At 73.0% G+C, this 19,263-nt stretch carries 17 protein-coding genes; 13 read left to right on the plus strand and 4 right to left on the minus strand.

Annotation, left to right across the window (positions count from 1 at the left end):
* Positions 1-62: 62 nt before the first annotated feature.
* Positions 63-1,067: an RNA polymerase sigma factor RpoD/SigA gene (locus LZG04_RS20475; RefSeq protein ID WP_233819347.1), complete on the minus strand. Its 1,005-nt coding sequence runs from the start codon at positions 1,065-1,067 to the stop codon at positions 63-65.
* 247 nt (positions 1,068-1,314) lie between these two features.
* Here LZG04_RS20475 and LZG04_RS20480 point away from each other — a divergent pair, with 247 nt between their 5' ends.
* The 4 genes from LZG04_RS20480 to LZG04_RS20495 all read left to right on the plus strand — a co-directional run bounded on the left by LZG04_RS20480 (position 1,315) and on the right by LZG04_RS20495 (position 2,853).
* Positions 1,315-2,013 (plus strand): GAF and ANTAR domain-containing protein, encoded by a 699-nt coding sequence (locus tag LZG04_RS20480; RefSeq protein ID WP_233819349.1) that lies wholly within the window; start codon positions 1,315-1,317, stop codon positions 2,011-2,013.
* A 104-nt stretch (positions 2,014-2,117) separates the two neighbouring features.
* The gene (locus LZG04_RS20485; RefSeq protein ID WP_233819350.1) at positions 2,118-2,270 is read left to right on the plus strand and encodes a hypothetical protein; all 153 of its coding nucleotides are present in this window, start codon (positions 2,118-2,120) and stop codon (positions 2,268-2,270) included.
* Between the two features lie 5 nt (positions 2,271-2,275).
* Positions 2,276-2,650 carry a hypothetical protein gene (locus LZG04_RS20490; RefSeq protein WP_233819351.1) on the plus strand — a complete coding sequence of 125 codons (375 nt, stop codon included), beginning with the start codon at positions 2,276-2,278 and terminating at the stop codon, positions 2,648-2,650.
* Complete coding sequence (locus LZG04_RS20495) at positions 2,608-2,853, plus strand: hypothetical protein (protein ID WP_233819352.1); 246 nt, start codon at positions 2,608-2,610, stop codon at positions 2,851-2,853. The genes LZG04_RS20490 and LZG04_RS20495 overlap by 43 nt, the downstream gene beginning before the upstream one ends.
* Here LZG04_RS20495 and LZG04_RS20500 read toward each other — a convergent pair.
* On the minus strand, positions 2,826-3,842 hold the full coding sequence (locus LZG04_RS20500; RefSeq protein ID WP_233819353.1) for a serine/threonine protein phosphatase: 1,017 nt from the start codon (positions 3,840-3,842) through the stop codon (positions 2,826-2,828). The two genes, LZG04_RS20495 and LZG04_RS20500, sit on opposite strands and share 28 nt — an antisense overlap.
* A gap of 167 nt (positions 3,843-4,009) precedes the next feature.
* Between LZG04_RS20500 and LZG04_RS20505 the strand changes: the two genes are divergently transcribed.
* The 7 genes from LZG04_RS20505 (at position 4,010) to LZG04_RS20535 (ending at position 9,427) form a co-directional block, all read left to right on the plus strand.
* Entirely contained in the window at positions 4,010-4,576 is a 567-nt protein-coding gene (locus LZG04_RS20505) for a GNAT family N-acetyltransferase (RefSeq protein ID WP_233819354.1), read from the plus strand.
* 118 nt (positions 4,577-4,694) lie between these two features.
* Entirely contained in the window at positions 4,695-5,462 is a 768-nt protein-coding gene (locus LZG04_RS20510) for a CPBP family intramembrane glutamic endopeptidase (RefSeq protein WP_233819355.1), read from the plus strand.
* Positions 5,463-5,553: 91 nt separating this feature from the next.
* Positions 5,554-5,979, plus strand: coding sequence for a hypothetical protein (locus LZG04_RS20515; RefSeq protein ID WP_233819356.1), 426 nt, complete (start codon positions 5,554-5,556; stop codon positions 5,977-5,979).
* On the plus strand, positions 5,976-6,503 hold the full coding sequence (locus tag LZG04_RS20520) for a hypothetical protein (RefSeq protein WP_233819357.1): 528 nt from the start codon (positions 5,976-5,978) through the stop codon (positions 6,501-6,503). The genes LZG04_RS20515 and LZG04_RS20520 overlap by 4 nt, the downstream gene beginning before the upstream one ends.
* Positions 6,504-6,554: 51 nt before the next feature.
* Positions 6,555-7,394, plus strand: a complete 840-nt coding sequence (locus LZG04_RS20525) for a hypothetical protein (protein ID WP_233819359.1) — start codon at positions 6,555-6,557, stop codon at positions 7,392-7,394.
* Between the two features lie 3 nt (positions 7,395-7,397).
* Positions 7,398-8,192 (plus strand): hypothetical protein, encoded by a 795-nt coding sequence (locus tag LZG04_RS20530; protein WP_233819361.1) that lies wholly within the window; start codon positions 7,398-7,400, stop codon positions 8,190-8,192.
* Positions 8,189-9,427 carry a hypothetical protein gene (locus tag LZG04_RS20535; RefSeq protein WP_233819362.1) on the plus strand — a complete coding sequence of 413 codons (1,239 nt, stop codon included), beginning with the start codon at positions 8,189-8,191 and terminating at the stop codon, positions 9,425-9,427. Before LZG04_RS20530 ends, LZG04_RS20535 begins: the two co-directional genes overlap by 4 nt.
* Before the next feature lie 13 nt (positions 9,428-9,440).
* Here the strand turns inward: LZG04_RS20535 and LZG04_RS20540 are convergent, their stop codons facing one another.
* Entirely contained in the window at positions 9,441-10,724 is a 1,284-nt protein-coding gene (locus tag LZG04_RS20540; RefSeq protein WP_233819363.1) for a toll/interleukin-1 receptor domain-containing protein, read from the minus strand.
* A 118-nt stretch (positions 10,725-10,842) separates the two neighbouring features.
* Here LZG04_RS20540 and LZG04_RS20545 point away from each other — a divergent pair, with 118 nt between their 5' ends.
* Entirely contained in the window at positions 10,843-11,472 is a 630-nt protein-coding gene (locus LZG04_RS20545) for a hypothetical protein (protein ID WP_233819364.1), read from the plus strand.
* 7 nt (positions 11,473-11,479) lie between these two features.
* Here the strand turns inward: LZG04_RS20545 and LZG04_RS20550 are convergent, their stop codons facing one another.
* On the minus strand, positions 11,480-12,922 hold the full coding sequence (locus LZG04_RS20550; RefSeq protein WP_233819365.1) for an FAD-dependent oxidoreductase: 1,443 nt from the start codon (positions 12,920-12,922) through the stop codon (positions 11,480-11,482).
* 844 nt (positions 12,923-13,766) lie between these two features.
* Between LZG04_RS20550 and LZG04_RS20555 the strand changes: the two genes are divergently transcribed.
* Complete coding sequence (locus LZG04_RS20555; RefSeq protein WP_233819366.1) at positions 13,767-19,217, plus strand: carboxyl transferase domain-containing protein; 5,451 nt, start codon at positions 13,767-13,769, stop codon at positions 19,215-19,217.
* Positions 19,218-19,263: the final 46 nt, after the last annotated feature.

The following is a 19,263-nucleotide window of genomic DNA, read 5'->3' on the forward strand; positions in this document are numbered from 1 at the left end:
GGTCGGAGACCACGACACTGCTACCCGCCGACCGAACCCGCAAAACGGGGGCCGCCCGCGGCTCACCCGGCCAGGGCGAGCAGGGCGCGGTTGCGCTCGGGGTCGCGCAGCAGGCGCAGGGAGTCCTTCTCCAGCTGCCGGACGCGCTCGCGGGTCAGGCCGAGCTCCTCGGACAGCTCCTGGAGGCTGCGGGCCCGCCCGTCCGACAGGCCGTAACGCTGGGTGACGATCCGTGCCTGGCGCTCGGGCAGCGTGCCGACCAGGGCCCGCAGCTCCTCGGCCAGCTCCTGCTGCTCGACCGCCTCCTGGGCGTCCACGGCCTCGGCGTCCTCGATCAGGTCGGCCACGGACGCGCCGCCGTCGTCGCCGACCGGGGCCTCCAGGCTGAGCGCGGTGCGGCTGGCGGCCAGCAGGCCGACCACCCTGGTCACCGGAATCTTCGCGGCCCGCGCGATCTCCTCGGCGGTGGGCTCGCGGTCGTGCTCCAGCCGCAGGCGCTGCTCGGCCTTGCGCAGCTTGCCGACCTCCTCGTGCACGTGCATCGGCAGGCGGATGGTCCGGGTCTGCTCGGCCAGGCCGCGTTCGACGGCCTGGCGGATCCACCAGACCGCGTAGGTGGAGAACTTGAAGCCCTTGGCGTAGTCCCACTTCTCCACCGCGCGGATCAGGCCCAGGTTGCCCTCCTGGACGACGTCGAGCAGCGGCAGGCCGCGGAACGCGTGCTTCTTGGCCACCGACACCACCAGGCGCAGGTTCGCCCGGATCATGTGGTCCTTCGCCCGCCCTCCCTCGGCGGTCACGGTGCGCAGCGCACGGTGGTGTTCCGCGTCCAGCACCGGGCCTTCGCCCTCGTCGGCGCGGCGCAGCAGCTCGGCCGCGTACACGCCCGCCTCGATGCGCTTGGCCAGCACGACCTCCTCGTCGGCGGTGAGCAGGGGCGTCGAGGTGAGTTCACGCAGGTAGCGGCCGACCAGGTCGGCCTCGCGGGCACCTTCACGGGCGGTCGTGGCCGGCCGGGCCTCGCGGGTCGGGCGGGTCTGGCGGGGCATCTGGGCCGTCGACGACATGTGTCTCCTTGCCGGATCGCATCCACGCACCGGTGGGTGCGGGATTCGCTCGGATCAGTGGGGCCGTCCGCCGACGTCGCGGCTTCGGACGACTTCGCCCCGCGCACCTCGGGCAGGGCCGACACAGGGTCCAACGGAACGCTTCCGACTCGTATTCCACCTCGGAAGGTGGTGTGCGCGTGGACGTGATTGGGCACACGGGGACATGCTGTGGTTGCGTTGACCGACGACGCTTGGAGGAGGGCCCGTGGTCGAGAACGCGACCGACGACGACCTGGCCGTGCGGCTGAACAAGGTGGCCCGCGCCCTGCACCGGCAGGACAACGCCCAGGACACGTTGGACGAGATCGTGCGCGCCGCGGTGGACACCATCCCCGGCGCGTGGCAAGCCGGGATCATGACGATCGTCGGCAAGCGCGACGTGCGGACCGTGGCGGCGACCGGCGAGGTGCCGCACGACGTGGACCAGGTCCAGTACGACACCGGGCAGGGACCGTGCCTGACCGCGCTCTACCAGCAGAAGATCGTCAGCGCGCCCGACCTGCACGAGGAGAGCCGGTGGCCGGTGTTCGCCAAGCGGGCGCTGGCGCTGGACGTGGCCAGCATGTTGTCGTTCCGGCTGTACGTGGCGGGTGACGACCTCGGCGCGCTCAACCTGTACTCGCCCGACACGCACGCGTTCGACGAGGATTCCGAGCACGTGGGCCTGCTGTTCGCCGGGCACGCCGCCGTGGCGCTGGCCACCGCCCAGGAGCGCGAGCACTTCACCGAGGCCGTGCAGACGCGCGACCTGATCGGGCAGGCCAAGGGCATCCTGATGGAACGCCACAAGCTCACGGCCGACCAGGCGTTCGCCGTGCTCGTGCGCGCCAGCCAGCAGGCCAACCTCAAGCTGCGCGCCCTGGCCGAACAGCTCACACGGACGGGTGAACTGCCGACCAGGTGAACCCTCCCCCGGGCCGCCGCGGGAGAGCACTCAGGCGGTAGTTGCCGGTCGCCCCCGCTCACTACGTTCAGGGAAGTCACGTCGGACGGCACGAGAGGCGACTCGTGGGGCCGGACATCACCGACCGGCGGTGGCGGGACGCACGTGAGGCCCTCACCGGTGCCGCGCACCGGTTCAGCCGGATGCTCCTGGACTGCCGCGAGGCGGACCGCACCGCGATCGGCGACTGGTCGGTGGCCGACACGCCGCGCACGTAGCCCTCGTGGCCCGCCTGAACGCCGGGCTGATCGCCGGCGACCTGGCCCCGCTGGACGCGCCCGACCTCGACCGCGGCTGGCAGCGGTCGAACCCGGGTGGGTTCGCCCGGCTCAACGCGCAGACGCTGGACCGCTTCCCCGAACGGGCGCTGGACGTGGTCTCGCGCACCCCGCTCCACCAGGTCGACCTGGTGCTGGCCAGGGCCGACGAGGTCGACCCGCAGGAGCTGCGGCCGTGGCTCGGCGGCGCGCTGCTGCCCGCCGCCGCGCACGTGGCGCACCAGCTCAACGAGATCCTGATCCACGGCCTGGACGTCGCGCGTGCGCTGGACGTGCCGTGGCACATCTCCGCTCCAAGCACACCACACCGGTCGTCCTGAGCAGCGACAACGGTCGATTATCCGTCCAGCCCGCGGCCGGGCGGCGCAGCGACGCGCAGGTCAGGTTCGACCCGGCCGCGATGATGCTCACCATCTTCCGCCGCACCCGCCTGGCCCGGGCCGTGCTCACCGGCGAGGTCTTCGCGTTCGGCCGCCGCCCCTGGGCGGCCGTCACCTACCTGCGGGGCATGCGCTCGCCGTGATCGGCGACGGGGAACTCCGCGTGGACGTCGCCGTCGAACAGCCGCCAGTAGAACCCGTTCATCCGCGCGGCCGCGGGTGCGTGGCGGGCCAGGATCGCGGCCACGCCGGGCGGCACGTCGTCGGGGATGTCGCCGGCGGCGCACCGGCGGACGTAGGCGTTGCGGGCGGTGGGGATGCCATCAGGTGGCACCGCGACCCCGCACACGGCGGTCACCAGCCAGTTCACCAGGCGCATGGCGGCGTAGTCGGCGTCGTGCCCGGCGTGGCGGCGGACGAAGTCCCGTTCGGCGGCCGACAGGTCGAACGAGGGCGAGGTGGCCAGCCCGAAGTCGGTCAGGTAGAGCCGCTCGCCGTCGGTGCGCAGGTTGCCGAAGTGCCCGTCCAGGTGGAGCAGGTCGTGGTCGCGCAGGAATCCCACGATCCCGGCCAACTCCCGCTCGACCACGTCCGCCTTGGCCTCCGGGTCCTCGGCCAGCCAGCCCTCCACCGGGTGGGCGATGTACTCGCTGAACAGCACGAGGCTGTGCGAGGCGGCGGCCAGCGCTTCGAGGCGGACGCGCACCGCCGCGCTGCCGCCCATCAACGCCGCGGTGGCGTCCACGTCCGCGTGCTCGGCGGCGACGGGTGCGCGGCCGGGCAGCACCCGCCAGTGGTGCAGCAGCGGGACCGGGGCCGTGGCACCCGCGTCGGTGGCGACGCGGTTCGCGGCCAGCTCGCGCCAGGCGTTGAACGACGGTCCGCCGATGCCGTACTGGCAGAACACCGGCAGGTCGAACAGGTTCGCGGTGGAGTGCGGCCGGGCGAGCTCCTCGTCGGTCAACGGGATCCGCTTGACGAACACCGGCTCGCCCTCGACGTCGATCACGGACGAGCCGCCGCCCACGCCGACGACTTCCCGCGTGTCCACGCGGGACGCGAGGTCGTCGTCGCTGCGGGAGGCGAGGAAAGCCGACAGGCGCTCGTGCCTGGCACGACGGGAAGTGGTCACCCCACGATCATGCCGCGCCCGGGCGGAGGGGCCCGTCGGGAACCGGGTGGCCGGCTCCACGAAGGCCCAGCGCGGAAAACACCGTCTGCTCCGCGTGCCGAGTGGCTACTGTGCACGTGCGTGCATCCGTGAGGGCACGTGGTCGTCCGGTCGCAGCGGGGGTGGGCGTGGTCCAGCCGATGGTGGTGCCGGCCCGGTGGCCGCAGGACGCCGAGGTGCGGACGGAGCGGTTGCGCGTCGAGCCCGTGCGGGTCGGGCACGCCGAGGAGATGGCGGCGGTGCTGGGCGATCCCGCGCTGTACGCCATCACGGGCGGCGCGCCGCCCAGCGTCGCCGACCTCGCCTCCCGGTACCGGCGGTGGGAACGGCCCTCGTCCGACGACGGCCGCGAGGGCTGGCTGAACTGGGTCGTGCGCCGGGACTCCGACGACACCGCGGTCGGCACCGTGCAGGCGACCGTCACGGCGGGCGCGCACGGCCCGGTCGCCGAGGTGGCGTGGGTGGTCGGGGTGCCGTTCCAGGGCCGCGGCTACGCCACCGAGGCCGCCGAGGCGGTGGTGGCGTGGCTGGTCCAACGCGGGGTGCGGGACGTGTGCGCCCACATCGCGCCCGAACACCTGTCCAGCGAGGCGGTGGCGCGGCGGATCGGCATGAGGGCTACCGGCGAGTTCCGCGACGACGGCGAACAGCGGTGGCGGTACCGCCTGCCCGGCACCGGCCGCAACCCCGTCTAGGGCTGTCCTGCCCCCGGCCGCCGGGTTGGTCTCGATCCGTCGCACGACGGCGGTGTCGGGTTGACCTCGCCGGCGGCTCGGGTTATCCACGGTTGTGCGCGATGAGCAGAGCGGGCCGGTGCCCCAGGACGACCGCGTGACCGTGCCGCCGCCCGAGGCCCGCCCCGCACGGCAACGGCAGGTGGGGTTGTCGTTGCTGGCCGTGTTCCTCGCCGGGCAGATCACCATGCTCGTCGTGTCGGTCGTCGTGCTGCTGTCGAACGGCCCGGGTGACGCGGCGTCGCTGGAGGACGGCCGGTTGCTCGCGCTGCTGGTCGTGCCGACGTCGTTGGGCGCGCTCGTGGCGGCGCTCGGGACGGGGTGGCTGGGTGCCGGGCCGAGGGCCGGGCGGGTGTGGCGTGAGCTGGGGGTCCGCTGGAACGCCAAGGACCTCGCCATCGGCCTGGCGCTGGGGCTGGGCGGGTTGGCGCTGACGCTGCCCGCCGCCGCCGTGTGGTCCGCCTGGGTCGGCGAGGACGAGGCGTCCTCGGCGGTCGGTGACGCGTTCGCCGGGCGCGAGCTGGCGCCGGCGGCGGCCGTGGTCGCGTTCCTGGCGGTGTGGCTGATCGCGCCCGTCGCCGAGGAGGTGCTGTTCCGGGGCGTGCTGTGGCGGGCGTTGGAGCACCTGGGCTGCAATCGCTGGGTCGTGTTCGCGGCGACCAGCCTGGTGTTCTCGATCGCGCACCTGGAACTGCTGCGCACGCCGTTGCTGCTGGTGCTGTCGATCCCGATCGGCCTGGCCCGGCTGCTCACCGGCAACCTGCTCGCGAGCATCGTCGCCCACCAGCTCAACAACCTCCTGCCGGCCATCGCGCTGCTCCTGGCCACGACCGGCAGCCTGCCCTGACCGTTCGCCCGTACGGGGGACACGGCGACACGACCGCATGATCCTCGGCGATACCCGGAGTACTACGCCACAACTCCGCGCGGAGGTCCGGGTGCACACGTCGGGAGGTGCCGCAGAGCGCGGGAGCGGCCTGCGCGGCCGGTGGCTCGCGCCGGTCTACGCGCTGGCCGTCTCGTTCCTGGCCGTCCTGCTGCTCGGTGCCGTCATGCCCGAGCCGGAGCAGCCGACGACCGTGCACCTGCGGTTCGTGACGAACGGACAACCGGCTGCGGCGTTGCACGACGCCGAGGTCGAGGTGCTCGCCGGCGCCGATTCGGACCTCACGGTGAACGCCGAGGGCGGGGTCGACGCCGTCACGTCCGGCCGACCGCTCAGGATCTGCGTGCACCTCCCCGCGGGCTGGAAAGCGCAAGGGGAGACCAAGCCGCTCGGCGACCTCACGTGCTGGGAGCGCGTCACCCCCGACGCCGAGGGCCGGGTCCAGTTGGCCGTGACCCGATCGGGGGCGGCCGGATGACCACGAGGAACGCGAACATCCTGCTCGTGACCGCGCTGGGTGGCGTGGTGGGCGGGCTGCTCGGCTGCCAGTTCCTCGACCTGGGCTTCTGGCGGTCGGTCGGCGTGGTGGCGGGCGGCACCGTCTTCGGGGTCGCCGTCGCACTCGGGCTGCTGACCGCAGACCGGCGTCCGGTCACGCGCCCGCGACGCACCGTGCCGGTCGCCCCGGATCGCGAGCCGGTGTTCGCGCGGGCGGCGGAACCCGAACCCGCGGCGGCGAACCGGACCTGGTGGACCGAGGCACCCGCCCGGCCCGCGTCCGGCCCGGCCGACCCCGCACCGACGCCACCCGACGACGGCCACGACGTCGGTCGGGCGGTGATCGCGCAGTGCCCGCGCTGCGGCGATTTCCGGCTGGACCTCCAGCAACGGGCCGACGCCTACGCCTTCCACTGCCGCAACCCCCGCTGCGGCCACCGGTGGGAGTGGCGCGCGGGCACGCCGTGGCCGATGACGGTGATCCGCCGCAACCTGACCGGATGACGTGACGACCGACGAAGAGGGGGGTGTGCCGTGGAGAAGTACCGACAGTCCGTGTCTCGGTCCGAGCCGGGGTGCGTGGTCATCCTGCTGGACCGCTCGGACTCGATGAAGCTCGCCTGGGGCCGCACCGGCGCGTCGCTCGCGGAAGGCGCGGCGCTGGCGGTCAACAACATCCTGCTGGACATGTGCATCAAGGCGACCACCGAGGTCAACGCCCCGGTGCGGCACTACTTCGACGTGGGCATCTTCAGCTACGGCGCCCGCCTGACCGACCCGGGAGAGGGCGTCGAGTCGGCGTTCGGCGGTGCGCTGGCCGGTCGCGGCCTCGTGCCGCTGCCGGAACTGGCCGAGCACCCCGTGGCGGTGCGCGAGGAGCCGTCCATCGACGTGATGCCGGTGAGCGCGCGCATGCCGGTCTGGGTCGACCCCGTGCACGGGTACCGCACGCCGATGTGCCAGGCCATCGCGGTCGCCGGCGCGCACGTGTTCGACTGGGCCGCCGCGCACCCCGACTCGTTCCCGCCCATCGTCGTCAACATCACCGACGGCATGGTGACCGACAGCCCGTACGACGGCGCGACCCTGGAGGACTGGGTGCGGCGGCTGACGTCGATCGAGACCAACGACGGCGCGACGTTGTTCTTCAACGTCTTCCTCTCCCCCTTCGAGGTCACCGAAATCGTGTTCCCGTCCGACCCGACCGGGCTGCCCGCGCCCGGACCGGACCTGTTCGCGCTGAGCAGCCCGCTGCCGCCGCCGATGGTCGACAACGCCAGGGTCGACGGCTACGACGTCCGGCCGGGCGCGCGCGGCCTCGCGTTCAACGTCGGCCGATCGACCCTGCTGCGGGTGTTGCAGATCGGCACCAGGGTCCCGGATCGCGCGAGGTGAGGTGTGCTCCACACCCGGCAGGTCGTCTTCTACGCGCCCAAGCGCGGCAACGCCGACGCCGAGTGGGAGGACGGCGCGGCGGCGGCTCCGGCACAGGCCGGGCGCGGGCCGCGGTTCGCCGTCGCCGACGGCGCCACGCAGGGCTTCGGCTCCGCCCGGTGGGCCCAGCAGCTGGTCGCGGGCTTCGTCGGCGACCAGGGCGCGCCGCCGGACCTGGCGGTGGACGCGTTGCACCACTGGGCGTCGGACGTGCAGGAGCGGTGGCGGGACGACCCGCGCCTGTCCGGCGCGACCGACCTGCAACGGCTCAAGCAGGCCACGGTGGGCTCGTTCGCCACGTTCCTGGGCTGCGAGCTGCGCGACCTGACCGGGCCGCGCCCGCGCTGGGCGGCGGTCGCGTTGGGCGACGCGGTGCTGTTCCACGTCCGCGAGCACCGGGTGGTGGCGCAGTTCCCGCGCATCGCGCCGGAGGAGTTCGGGTCCAACCCGGACGGTGTGCCGACCGGTGCGGCCGCGCTGGCCGAGCTGATCGGGCGGGCGCGGTTCGCCGACGGCGACCTCGCCGACGGTGACCTGCTCTACCTGGCCACGGACGCGTTCGCGCAGTGGGTCACCGTGGCCGACCGGCGCGACCCGCGGGCGTTGTGGAGCACGTTGGCCGGGTTGGACCACCCCGAGGCGTTCCGGGGCCTGGTGCGCGGCCGGCGGGCAGCGGGCGAGATGGTCAACGACGACGTCACCCTGATGCGGGTGCGCCTCGAACGGTCACCGGCCACGCACTTGGTGGTGTGCCTGTGACGCGCTACCCGACGCCCGACGAGTACATGAAGGCGGTGCAGCGGCCGGACTGCTTCGTCGCCGAGGAGCTGCGCGGGCTGCGGCTCGTGACGCACCCGCTGTACGGGATACCGATGCCGGCCGCGGGCACCAGCGCCGTGGTGTTCAAGGCGACGGCCGGTGCCGAGGCGCAGGCGCTGCGGTTCTTCACCAGGGACGACGTGTCCAGCAGCGAGCGTTACGGCGCGTTGTGGGAGCACTTCACCGCGCACCGGCTGGAGAGCGTGGTCGCCCTGCCCCGGTGGATCGACGACGGCGTCCGCGTCAACGGGCGCGTCTGGCCGGTGGTGCGGATGCAGTGGGTGGAGGGCCACACGCTCAACCGCCACGTGGACGAGCTGGTGGAGCGCGCGGACACCACGTCGTTGTCCGCGCTGGCGGGCTCGTGGCGCGGCTTGGTGACGCGGATCCAGCGGGCCGGGTTCGCGCACGGCGACCTCCAGCACGGCAACGTCCTGGTCGGCCGGGGTGGCGAGCTGACGCTGGTCGACTTCGACTGCTCGTGGATCGAGCGGTTCTCCGGGGCGCTGCCGCCCAGCGAGACCGGGCACCGCAACTACCAGCCCGAACACCGGCCGTGGGGTCGGTGGATGGACACGTTCTCCGGGCTGGTCATCTACCTGTCGCTGCTGGCGCTGGCGAAGGACCCGACCGGCTGGCGCGCCTGCCACACCGGGGAGAACCTGCTGTTGCGGCGGGAGGACTTCCGGCCGCCGTTCGACACGCCACCGTGGGCGCGCCTGGCCGCGATCGGCGACCCGCAGGTGGACGAGGTGGCGGCCCGGCTCCAGCAGTGCTGCACGCCGGGGTGGGTCGCGCGGTCGGGCCTGGACGACCTGCTCGCGCCCCGCGTCACGCCGTGGTGGGAGCGGACGCCCACGGTGGTGGCGCCGACACGCGTGCCCGTGCCCGCCGCACCCCCGCCGGTCACCGCGCCCGTGCGGCCACCGGTCGTCGCGCCGCGGGACGGCAACTGGTGGGCCGCGGTCGACCCGGCCGTTCGCGCCGTGCCCGGAGCGGCCCGGCCGCCCGGGCGGAAGCGGCCGTCGGTGGCGGTCGTGGTCCTGGTCGCGTTGCTGGCCGGCTCGGTGGTCGCCGGGCTCGGGGAGGACTCGGAGCTCGGACCGGCGCTCGGGGCCGTGGTGACGCTGGTCGCGCTCGTCATCGGGTTGGTGTGGCGCAGGAGGGTCGGTTAGGCGGCCGCGCCACTCACGACTCGCGCCGGTGCAGGGCCATCACGCCGAGGACCACTCCCGCCATCATCGCGGTCACGCCCAGGGCGGTCAGCGACGCCAGCGCGGGCACGTTCGTCGCGAGCAGCAGGACGACGATGCCGAGCAAGCCGAACACCATGCCGAGCCGGCCCGACCGGCGGGCGTTCCACCGTGACGCGGGAGGTTGGGGTCCGGGTGGCTCCGGTGCGGGCTGTGGCGCGGTGGAGGGTTGAGCGGCGGAGGGTTGAGCGACGGACCACTGCGGCGGTGGCTGCTGTTCCGCTGTGGACGGTTGCGCGGTGGAGGGCGGTGTCGTGGACGGTTGTGCTGCGGGTGAAGTCGGGGTGCGAGGGCGAGCCGTCGTGCCCTGCCACCACGGCTGTGTGGGCGGCGGGCCGGTCGGCTTCGGCTCCTCGGCGGCGGTCTGAGGTTCGGCCGCCATCACGTCCCGCAACCACGTCGGCGTCGTCGCGGGCCCGGTCGTCCCGGGTTCTTCGGGCGGCGGCGCTTTCGGCGGCTCCACCGGCGCCTGCTCCGCAGCGGGTGGCGGACCGATCACCACCGGGTGCTGCTGCCAGTAGTCCGCGCCGGACAACCAGGTCACGCCCTCGGGCAGCTCCTCGCCCTCACCCGGTTCGACGTTGGCCAGGATCTCGTCGATCTCCCGCGTGTTCAGGTTCGTGATCTCGCCGCGCTCGCGGAACTCGCGCAGCAGCTTAATGATGTCGGCCCGGGCGACCTCGTCGCGCTCGGTGCGCAGGTGCCGGCGCAACTGGCCGATGATGATCTCCTGCCGCTCCGGCGAGATCGGCTGCGGCCCGAGCAGCTCGGCGATCCTGTAGAGGTACTCGAACGGCACCTTGGGCGGCGTGGGCATCGGGTTCGGCAGCACGCGCGGCCGGGCGGTCAGCTCGGTGAGCGCGCCCGCCAGCGACACGATGGCATCGGCGCTGCGCTCCCGGTAGTCGACCAGCTGCCGTTCCATGATCGGGATGCGCAGGTTGTCCAGCGGTCCCACCTGCACCGGGAGCACGGGCACGCCGAGCTGCTGGGCGTAGTCGAACTCCGCGTGACAGGGCACCGACCTCCACGACGCCTCCGACAGCGCGAACACGAACACCCGCGCGGCCTGGATCGTGCGGATGATCTCGCGCCACCACAGCTCGCCGCCGTGGATCTCGTGGTCGAGCCAGACCTGGTGCCCCATCCGGTCGAGGTCCTGCCGGAGGGCGCGCACCAGGTTCTCGTCGGCACGGGTGTAACTGACGAAGACGGTCATGGGTCACGCCCTCCGGTCCGGGCACGTCGCTCCTACCTGTTTGGTCGCCCGCGAGCGCCCTTTCGTTGCGCCCCGACGCGGCGCGATGTCGGCGATCCGGCGTCGTTACGATGACCGCATGGCCCTGATCCACCAAGCCACGCTGAACCCGACCAAGGCCGAACTGCTGGCCGGCTGGCTGCCCGGCCGCGCCTGGCACACCGGACCGACCGGTGCGGTCCGGCGGGTGGCGGGCTACCGCTTCGACGACCCGGCGGGCGCGGTCGGGATCGAGACGATGCTGGTCCAGGTCGGCGACGGGCCGGTGTTCCAGGTGCCGCTCACCTACCGCGACGCGCCGCTGGACGGTGGCGACGAGTGGCTCATCGGCACCTCCGAGCACTCGACGCTGGGCAAGCGCTGGGTCTACGACGCGTTCGGCGACCCCGTGTACGCGGCCGCGCTGGCGGAGGCGATCCTCGGCGGGCACGGCCAGGCCGAGGAGTTCCTCCAGGTCGAGGACCGGCTCCAGCCCCGGGAGCTCAGCATGGGCATCACCGTGACCGGGCACGGGCGTGCGGAGCGGCCGGTCGCGGGCGCGGTCGAGCGCGTGGTCGAGGGCGACCCCGCCACGATCGTCACGGCGACGGTCGAGCTGACCGTCCGCCGTCGCCTCGACACCGAGCGCGAGCTCACCGGCGTCGTCCTGGCCGGCACGTGGGCCGGCCAGGAGACGCCGGTGCCGCTGGCGTCCGCCTCGCCGCGCTGAGCGCGGCTCAGTCCTTCCAGGGCATCTCGTCGCGCAGGCCGTCGTGGATCGCGTAAGCGTTCTTCACCGCCGCCTTCAACGCGCCCTCGACCCACCTGCGGTGCCGCCGGTCGCAGGCGTCGTTGGCGAACCACACCCGGTTCACCGGCCGGATCACGTCCTCGTAGAACGTCTCGCTCATCTCGAACGCCCGGAACAGCGGGCCGATGCCGCACGCGAACCAGTCCAGCGCCCAGTCCTTGTACACGCCGAACTCGAACGTGTCCCGCGCCTCCGGGTGGATCTTGACCAGGTCCTCCAGCGCCTGCATCACGCTCTCCTCGCCGGCCAGCGGCGTGTACGGCATGCTGTCCTGCTCCCAGCAGTACGACGCGATCATCACGCCCTTGCGGAACCGGGTGTCCTGTCCCGCGGGCGGGTAGACGATGTTGCGGATCGCCAGGTCGGTCACGGTGAGGCCGTGCGTGATGCCGTACGCGCTCTCCCACCACCGCTCGCTGAACTGCATGAACAGCTTGTGCGCGCGGCCGTAGTAGGTGTTGCGGATGGCGTACCACTTGTCCGGGTCGAGCCCGCCGATCTCCATGTGCCGCAGGCTGGCGAACGGCACCGTCACGATGCACTCGTCCGCCGCGACGGTCTGCGAGCGGCGGCCGGCGCGGTAGTGCACGCGCACCCCGCTGTCGTCCTGGTCGATGCCGTGCACGAGCGCGCCGAGGCGGATGTCGTCCATCAGCATCGGCTCGAACGCGCGCGGCAGCGAGTCGGCGCCGTCCACGATGTAGTTCAGGTGGCCGAACACGTCCTCGTAGAAGTGCGAGAACCACTCGACCAGCGAGAAGTGGTAACGCCCTTCCAGGTTGAACAGCGGCCCGAGCATCGACAGGGCACCGTCGCTCAGGCCCCGTTCCTTGAGGTAGCCCAGCAGCGTGTACCGGTCGTAATCGGTGAGCAGCCGGTGCCACGCCTTCGCCTCTTCCTCCTGTTCCATGATGTCGATGAGCGGCTGCACGGTGTGCCGCAGCAGCTCGTGCGGCGCTTTGTCCGCTTCGCCGGGAGCGAGGGCGAACGAGAACTGGTCGGCGGTGAAGTCGCGCCGCCGCACGCCCTTTCCCTGGAGGTACACGAAAGTGTCCTCGTCGTACATCGGGAACGGCTTGGTGGCGAGCTTGAACTTCTCGTCGATCAACCAGGAGACCAGCGGGTGCTGTTGTGGGAACCGCATCGCGCCGAACTCGCCGTACATGTCACCCGCGAACTCGCGATGGGTCAGGATCCGCCCGCCCAACCGGTTCTGACCTTCGAGGATCGTCACCTCGTGGCCGGCTTCCTTCAGCAGCATGGCGGCGGTCAGGCCGGCCATTCCGGCGCCGACGACCACGATCCGCCGCCGCGGCGCGGAACTGTCCGGCAAACCTTCCTTGAGCAGGTCGAGCGCATCCAACCCCATCGAGACCACCTCACACCGGATCGACACCCGCGGGCACACCGCGGAGTTGTGCTGACAGCGGAGGTGGCCACCCTCGGTAATGCCGACCGTACTAGGCCGGAAACCGGCGGCCAACGCCCTGATGGGGTGAGCCGAATCGTCGCCGAACGACCTGGAACGAGGTCGCGGAAACGCAATACGGCGGTTTCACGGACCGGCCGGGTACGGCCGAACGGGGTATCCCATCCACCTGCCGGGTGGAAACCCCGACGAAGTGCGGACCCGCTGCGCCAACGCAGACCTCCGGCTCGACGGCCGGTTCGACGTGACGCGGAGGCGCGAGGGCCGGCGTCATCGCGCCGCCGGCGTGCCGTCGACTTAGGCGATCCACGTGGTGCCGTGACGGACCTCCTCGGCGATGCCCGTGCGGCCGGCGGCAGGCCGGAGGGGCCGCGCCGTGGTGGCGGTCACACGACCCGGACCGAAGGTCTCCGCGTCCGACCTCACCGCGCCGAAGATCCGGGCACAAGATCGTCGAGCCGCGGGCCGTCGCGCCGCGGCTCACCCGGCCGGAGGTCACCGGGCCGGGTGTCGCCGAGCCGGACGGGGATGCGCCGCAGGTCGCCGGGCCGGAGGCCGCCGAACCGGGAACGACCGAGCCGAACGACCGCGCGGCCGCCGTCCGGCGTGTCCACGCGTCACGTCCGGTGTTCGCCGCGAGACTCGGCGTGGTCGATCGGCGGGTGGCCGTACTGTTTCTTCGCCGGCCCCGGCACAACGCCGGTCGGACCGGGAAGAGTGTGACCTGACCTGTGAACCAGCACCGCACGCTCGAAGGCACGGACAGAAGGGAATGGCCGGTCGGATGTTCCGCCGAATCGCGATCGTCAACCGAGGAGAAGCCGCGATGCGGCTCATCCACGCGGCCCGGGAATTGGCCGAGGAGACAGGTACCGCGATCGAGACGATCGCGCTGCACACCGACGTGGACCGCGGTGCCGCTTTCGTGCACGAGGCCGACGTCGCCTACGACCTCGGCCCCGCGGCCAACCGCCCCTACCTCGACCTGAAGGTGCTCAAGAAGGCGCTGGTGGAGACCGGTGCCGACGCGGTCTGGCCCGGCTGGGGCTTCGTCGCCGAGGACCCGGCGTTCGCCGCGCTGTGCGACGAGATCGGGGTCACGTTCGTCGGGCCGAGCGCCGAGGCCATGCGCAAGCTCGGGGACAAGATCGGCGCGAAGCTGCTCGCCGAGGAGGTCGGCGTCCCGGTCGCGCCGTGGAGCCGCGGCCCGGTGGAGTCGCTGGACGCGGCCCTGGCCGCCGCGGCCCGGATCGGCTACCCGCTGATGCTCAAGGCCACCGCGGGCGGCGGCGGGCGCGGCATCCGCGTGATCACCAACGAGGCCGACCTGGCCGACGCCTACGAGCGCACCAGCCAGGAGGCCGCGCGGGCCTTCGGCAGCGGGGTCGTGTTCCTCGAACGCCTGGTCACCGGCGCGCGGCACGTCGAGGTGCAGGTCATCGCCGACGGCCAGGGCACGGCGTGGGCGCTGGGCGTGCGCGACTGCTCCGTGCAGCGGCGCAACCAGAAGATCATCGAGGAGTCGGCCTCGCCGGTGCTCGCCGCCGACCAGGCCGCCGACCTGAAGGCCTCCGCCGAACGGCTGGCCGTCGCGGTCGGTTACCGGGGCGCGGCCACGGTCGAGTTCCTCTACCACCCCGGGGACAAGGCGTTCGCCTTCCTCGAGGTCAACACCCGGTTGCAGGTCGAGCACCCGATCACGGAGTCCACCACGGGCTTCGACCTGGTCAAGGCCCAGTTGTGGGTGGCGGCGGGCAACCGGCTGGAGGGTGAGCCGCCGGTCGAGCGCGGCCACGCCGTCGAGGCGCGGCTCAACGCCGAGGACCCCGACCGGGACTTCGCGCCGTCGCCGGGTCACATCGCCCGGCTCGCGCTGCCGTCGGGTCCGGGCATCCGGGTGGACACCGGGGTCCGGGAGGGCGACACCATCCCGGCCGACTTCGACTCGATGATCGCCAAGATCATCGCGCACGGCCGCGACCGGGAGGAGGCCCTGGGCAGGCTGCGCCGCGCCATGGCCGACACCACGGTGCTCATCGACGGCGGCGCGACCAACAAGAGCTTCGTCCTCGACCTGCTCGACCAGCCCGAGGTCGTCGACGGCAGCGCGGACACCGGCTGGATCGACCGCGTCCGCGGCGAGGGCGGGCTCGTCGCGCAACGCCACTCCGCGGCCGCCGTCGCCGCGGCGGCCATCCAGGCCTACGAGGAAGAAGAGGGCGCGGAGCAGCAGCGGCTGCTGTCCAGCGCGTTCGGCGGCCGCCCGCAGGTGCGGCACGAGTACGGCCGCAGGCTCGACTTCAAGCTGCGCGGCGTCACCTACCGGGTCCGGGTCACCCGGGTCGGCGCGCAGGGGTTCCGGGTCGGCATCGAGGCGGGCGGCCAGGACCGCACCGCCGACGTCGAGCTGGAGCGGTTCGACCGGCACACCGGGCAGCTGCGCGTGAACGGGAGGCGTCACCGCCTGCTCATGGGCGCGACCGGGCCCGTGGTGCTGGTCGAGGTCGACGGCGTCGCGCACCGGGTCAGCCGGGACGAGGGCGGCGTGCTGCGCTCCCCCGCGCCCGCGCTCGTCGTGGACACCCCGGTCGGGGTCGGCGACGAGGTGGAGGCCGGCGCCCCGGTGCTCGTGCTGGAGAGCATGAAGATGGAGACGGTGCTGCGCGCGCCGTTCGCCGCGCGGGTCAAGGAGTGCGCGGTCACCGTCAACAGCCAGGTGCCCAGCGGCGCGCCGCTGCTGCGGCTGGAGCCCCTCGGCGACGACGCCGTCGCCGACACCGCGGCCGACCAGCCGGTCGTGCTCGACCTCGCCCCGCTGCCGGACGCCTCCCTCGCCGACCGCGTCCAGCGCGGCCTGCAGGAGCTGCGCGGGCAGCTGCTCGGCTTCGACGTCGACCCGCTCGACGACGGCCGGGTGCTGCGGGACTACCTGGACGCGCGGCAGGAGGCCGCCGCGGCGGGTCGTCGGCCGCTGGCCGGGGAGGTCGCCGTGCTGACGGCGTTCGCCGACCTGGCCGAGCTGAGCCGCAACCGCCCCGCGGGCGAGGACTCGGCGGGCGAAGGCCACCTCCACAGCGCCCGCGAGTACTTCCACACCTACCTGCAGAGCCTGGACGTGGAGCGCTCGGGCCTGCCGGAGCGGTTCCAGCGCAGGCTCGCCAAGGCGCTGGCCCACTACGGCGTCACCAGCTTCGACCGCACGCCGGAGCTGGAAGCGGCCGTGTTCCGGATCTTCCTCGCCCTCCAGCGGTCCACCGCCGACGCGGGCGTGGTGGCGGCGATCCTGCGGTCCTGGCTGGCCGAGGCGCCGCCGGACGACGCGCTGCGCGACACCGTGGGGCGCGCCCTGGAGCAGCTGATCTCGGCCACCCAGGTGCGGTTCCCCGCGGTCTCCGACCTGGCCCGCGGCGTCGTGTTCGCCTGGCTCGGCCAGCCGCTGCTGCGCCGCAACCGGGCCCGCGCCTACGCCGAGGTCCGCAGGCACGTGCGGTACCTGACCGAGCACCCCGACGCCGAGGACCGCGACGAGCGGGTCGCCCGGATGGTGCGGACCACCGAGCCGCTCGTGCGGCTGTTCAGCCAGTACCTGGAGCGCAGCCCGCTCGACGACGCGCTGATGCTGGAGGTGCTGACCCGGCGGTACTACGGCAACAAGCGCCTGGTCGACATCCGGACCAGCACGCTGGACGACCGCACGTTCGTGGTCGCCGAGCGCACGGACTTCACCGTGGTGTCCGCCGCGACCCACTACGACGACCTCGGCGCGGCGCTGCGCAGCCTCGCCGCCCTGGCGTCGGACACGGGTCCGCTGGAGGCCGACGTCTACGTGGCGTGGCGCGACCAGCCGCAGGACGCCGCCGAGCTGGCGGCCGCGCTGGCCGCCGTGGTGAGCGCGCACCCGCTGCCCGAGCAGGTCCGCAGGCTCACGCTCACCGTCGCGGGCCGCGGCGTGGTGGGCCACCAGCACGTCACGTTCCGCCCGTCCGAGGCGGGGATGGCCGAGGACCGGCTGATCCGCGGCCTGCACCCCTACATCGCCCAGCGGATGCAGCTGGAACGGCTGCGCGAGTTCGACCTGACCCGGTTGCCGTCCTCCGACGAGGACGTGTACCTGTTCCACTGCGTGGCCCGCGACAACCGCGCCGACGAGCGGATCGTGGCCTTCAGCCAGATCCGCGACCTGGTGGCCCTGCGCGACCACGACGGCCGCCTGGCCGCCCTGCCGACCGCGGAGAACACGCTGGCCACGTGCCTGGACTCGATCCGGCGCGCGCAGTCGCTGCGCTCGTCGTCGGTGCGGTTCAACACCAACCGGATCGTGGTCTACGTCTGGCCGGCCAGCGACATCACGCGGGACGAGCTGGAGATGCTGGCCAAGCGCATCCTGCCCACCACGGCGGGCGCGGGTCTGGAGGAGATCGAGTTCATCCTGCGGCAGCGGCGCGAGACGGGCGAGCTGGCGCGGATCGCGCTGCGGATCACCTTCGACACCACCGGGACGCCCGCGCTCACCATCGGCGAGCCGTCCGACGCGCCGATCCCGCCGCTGGACGGCTACCGGCAGAAGGTGCTGCGGGCGAGCAGCCGCAACACGGTGTACCCGTACGAGATCACCGACATGATCGGCGAGTTCACCGAGTACGACCTGGACGAGGACCACGCGCTCACGCCGGTGGACCGCCCCAAGGGCAAGAACACCGCGGCCCTGGTCGCGGGCGTGGTCCGCACCCCGACCGCGCGGTACCCGGAGGGCGTCACCCGCGTGGTGCTGCTCGGCGACCCCACCAATTCGCTGGGCGCGCTGTCCGAGCCGGAGTGCCGCCGGGTGATCGCGGCGCTGGACCTCGCCGAGCGGCTCCACGTCCCGGTGGAGTGGTACGCGCTGTCGGCCGGCGCCCGGATCTCGATGGAGTCCGGCACGGAGAACATGGACTGGGTGGCGGCCGCGCTCAAGCGGATCGTCGAGTTCACCCAGGCGGGCGGCGAGATCAACGTGGTGGTCGCGGGCATCAACGTGGGCGCCCAGCCGTACTGGAACGCCGAGGCCACGATGCTCATGCACACCAAGGGCGTGCTGGTGATGACGCCCGACTCGGCGATGGTGCTCACCGGCAAGCAGTCGCTGGACTACTCCGGCGGCGTGTCGGCCGAGGACAACTTCGGCATCGGCGGCTACGACCGGGTCATGGGCCCCAACGGGCAGGCGCAGTACTGGGCCCCGGACCTGCCGGCGGCCCGTGACCTGCTGATGGCCTACTACGACCACACCTACGTCGTGCCCGGCGAGGACGGGCCGCGCCGGGTGGAGACGAGCGACCCGCACGACCGCGACATCACCGGCTACCCCCACCACGCGCCGGGCAGCGACTTCACCAGCGTCGGGCAGATCTTCTCGGCGGTGGACAACCCGGACCGCAAGAAGCCGTTCGACATCCGGGTCGTCATGCGGGCGCTGTCGGACCAGGACCGGCCGGTGCTGGAGCGCTGGGCGGGCATGGCCGACGCCGAGACCGCGGTGGTGCAGGACGTCCACCTGGGCGGCATCCCGGTCTGCCTGGTGGGCATCGAGTCCCGGCCGGTGGAACGGCGTGGCTTCCCGCCCACCGACGGCCCGGACACCTACACGGCGGGCACGTTGTTCCCGAGGTCGTCGAAGAAGGTCGCGCGGGCGATCAACGCGGCCAGCGGCAACCGGCCGCTCGTCGTGCTGGCGAACCTGTCCGGGTTCGACGGCTCGCCCGAGTCGATGCGCAAGCTCCAGCTGGAGTACGGCGCGGAGATCGGCCGGGCGGTGGTGAACTTCCGCGGGCCGATCGTGTTCTGCGTGATCTCCCGCTACCACGGCGGCGCGTTCGTGGTGTTCTCCAAGGCGCTGAACCCGAACATGACCGTGCTCGCGGTGGAGGGCTCGTTCGCCTCGGTGCTCGGTGGCGCGCCCGCGGCCGCGGTCGTGTTCACCCGCGAGGTCGCGGCCCGTGCCGCGGCCGACCCCCGGGTCCGCGACCTGGAGGCCAGGACCGCGGCCGCGACCGGTGCGGAGCGGGCCGCGCTGACCGCCGAGCTGGACGAGCTGCGTTCCGCGGTCCGCACCGAGAAGCAGAGCGAGATCGCGCGCGAGTTCGACCGGATCCACAGCATCGGGCGCGCGGTGGAGGTCGGCTCGGTCGACGCGGTGATCCCGGCGGGCGAGCTGCGGCCGCGGATCATCCACGCGCTGGAGGCGTGGCAGGCGTAGTGGTTTCGAGCTGACGAGGGGCGGACACCGCGCGGTGTCCGCCCCT

Source organism: Saccharothrix sp. S26 (assembly GCF_021390395.1).
Classification (GTDB): Bacteria; Actinomycetota; Actinomycetes; order Mycobacteriales; family Pseudonocardiaceae; genus Actinosynnema.

What these genes read in the sequence shown, in the direction of transcription:
- LZG04_RS20520 (WP_233819357.1), top strand. Translation starts at nt 5,976, where the DNA reads ATGACCACGAGGAACGCGAACATCCTGCTCGTGACCGCGCTGGGTGGC.
- LZG04_RS20550 (WP_233819365.1), bottom strand. Translation starts at nt 12,922, where the DNA reads ATGGGGTTGGATGCGCTCGACCTGCTCAAGGAAGGTTTGCCGGACAGT.
- LZG04_RS20555 (WP_233819366.1), top strand. Translation starts at nt 13,767, where the DNA reads ATGTTCCGCCGAATCGCGATCGTCAACCGAGGAGAAGCCGCGATGCGG.
- LZG04_RS20540 (WP_233819363.1), bottom strand. Translation starts at nt 10,724, where the DNA reads ATGACCGTCTTCGTCAGTTACACCCGTGCCGACGAGAACCTGGTGCGC.
- LZG04_RS20545 (WP_233819364.1), top strand. Translation starts at nt 10,843, where the DNA reads ATGGCCCTGATCCACCAAGCCACGCTGAACCCGACCAAGGCCGAACTG.
- LZG04_RS20475 (WP_233819347.1), bottom strand. Translation starts at nt 1,067, where the DNA reads ATGTCGTCGACGGCCCAGATGCCCCGCCAGACCCGCCCGACCCGCGAG.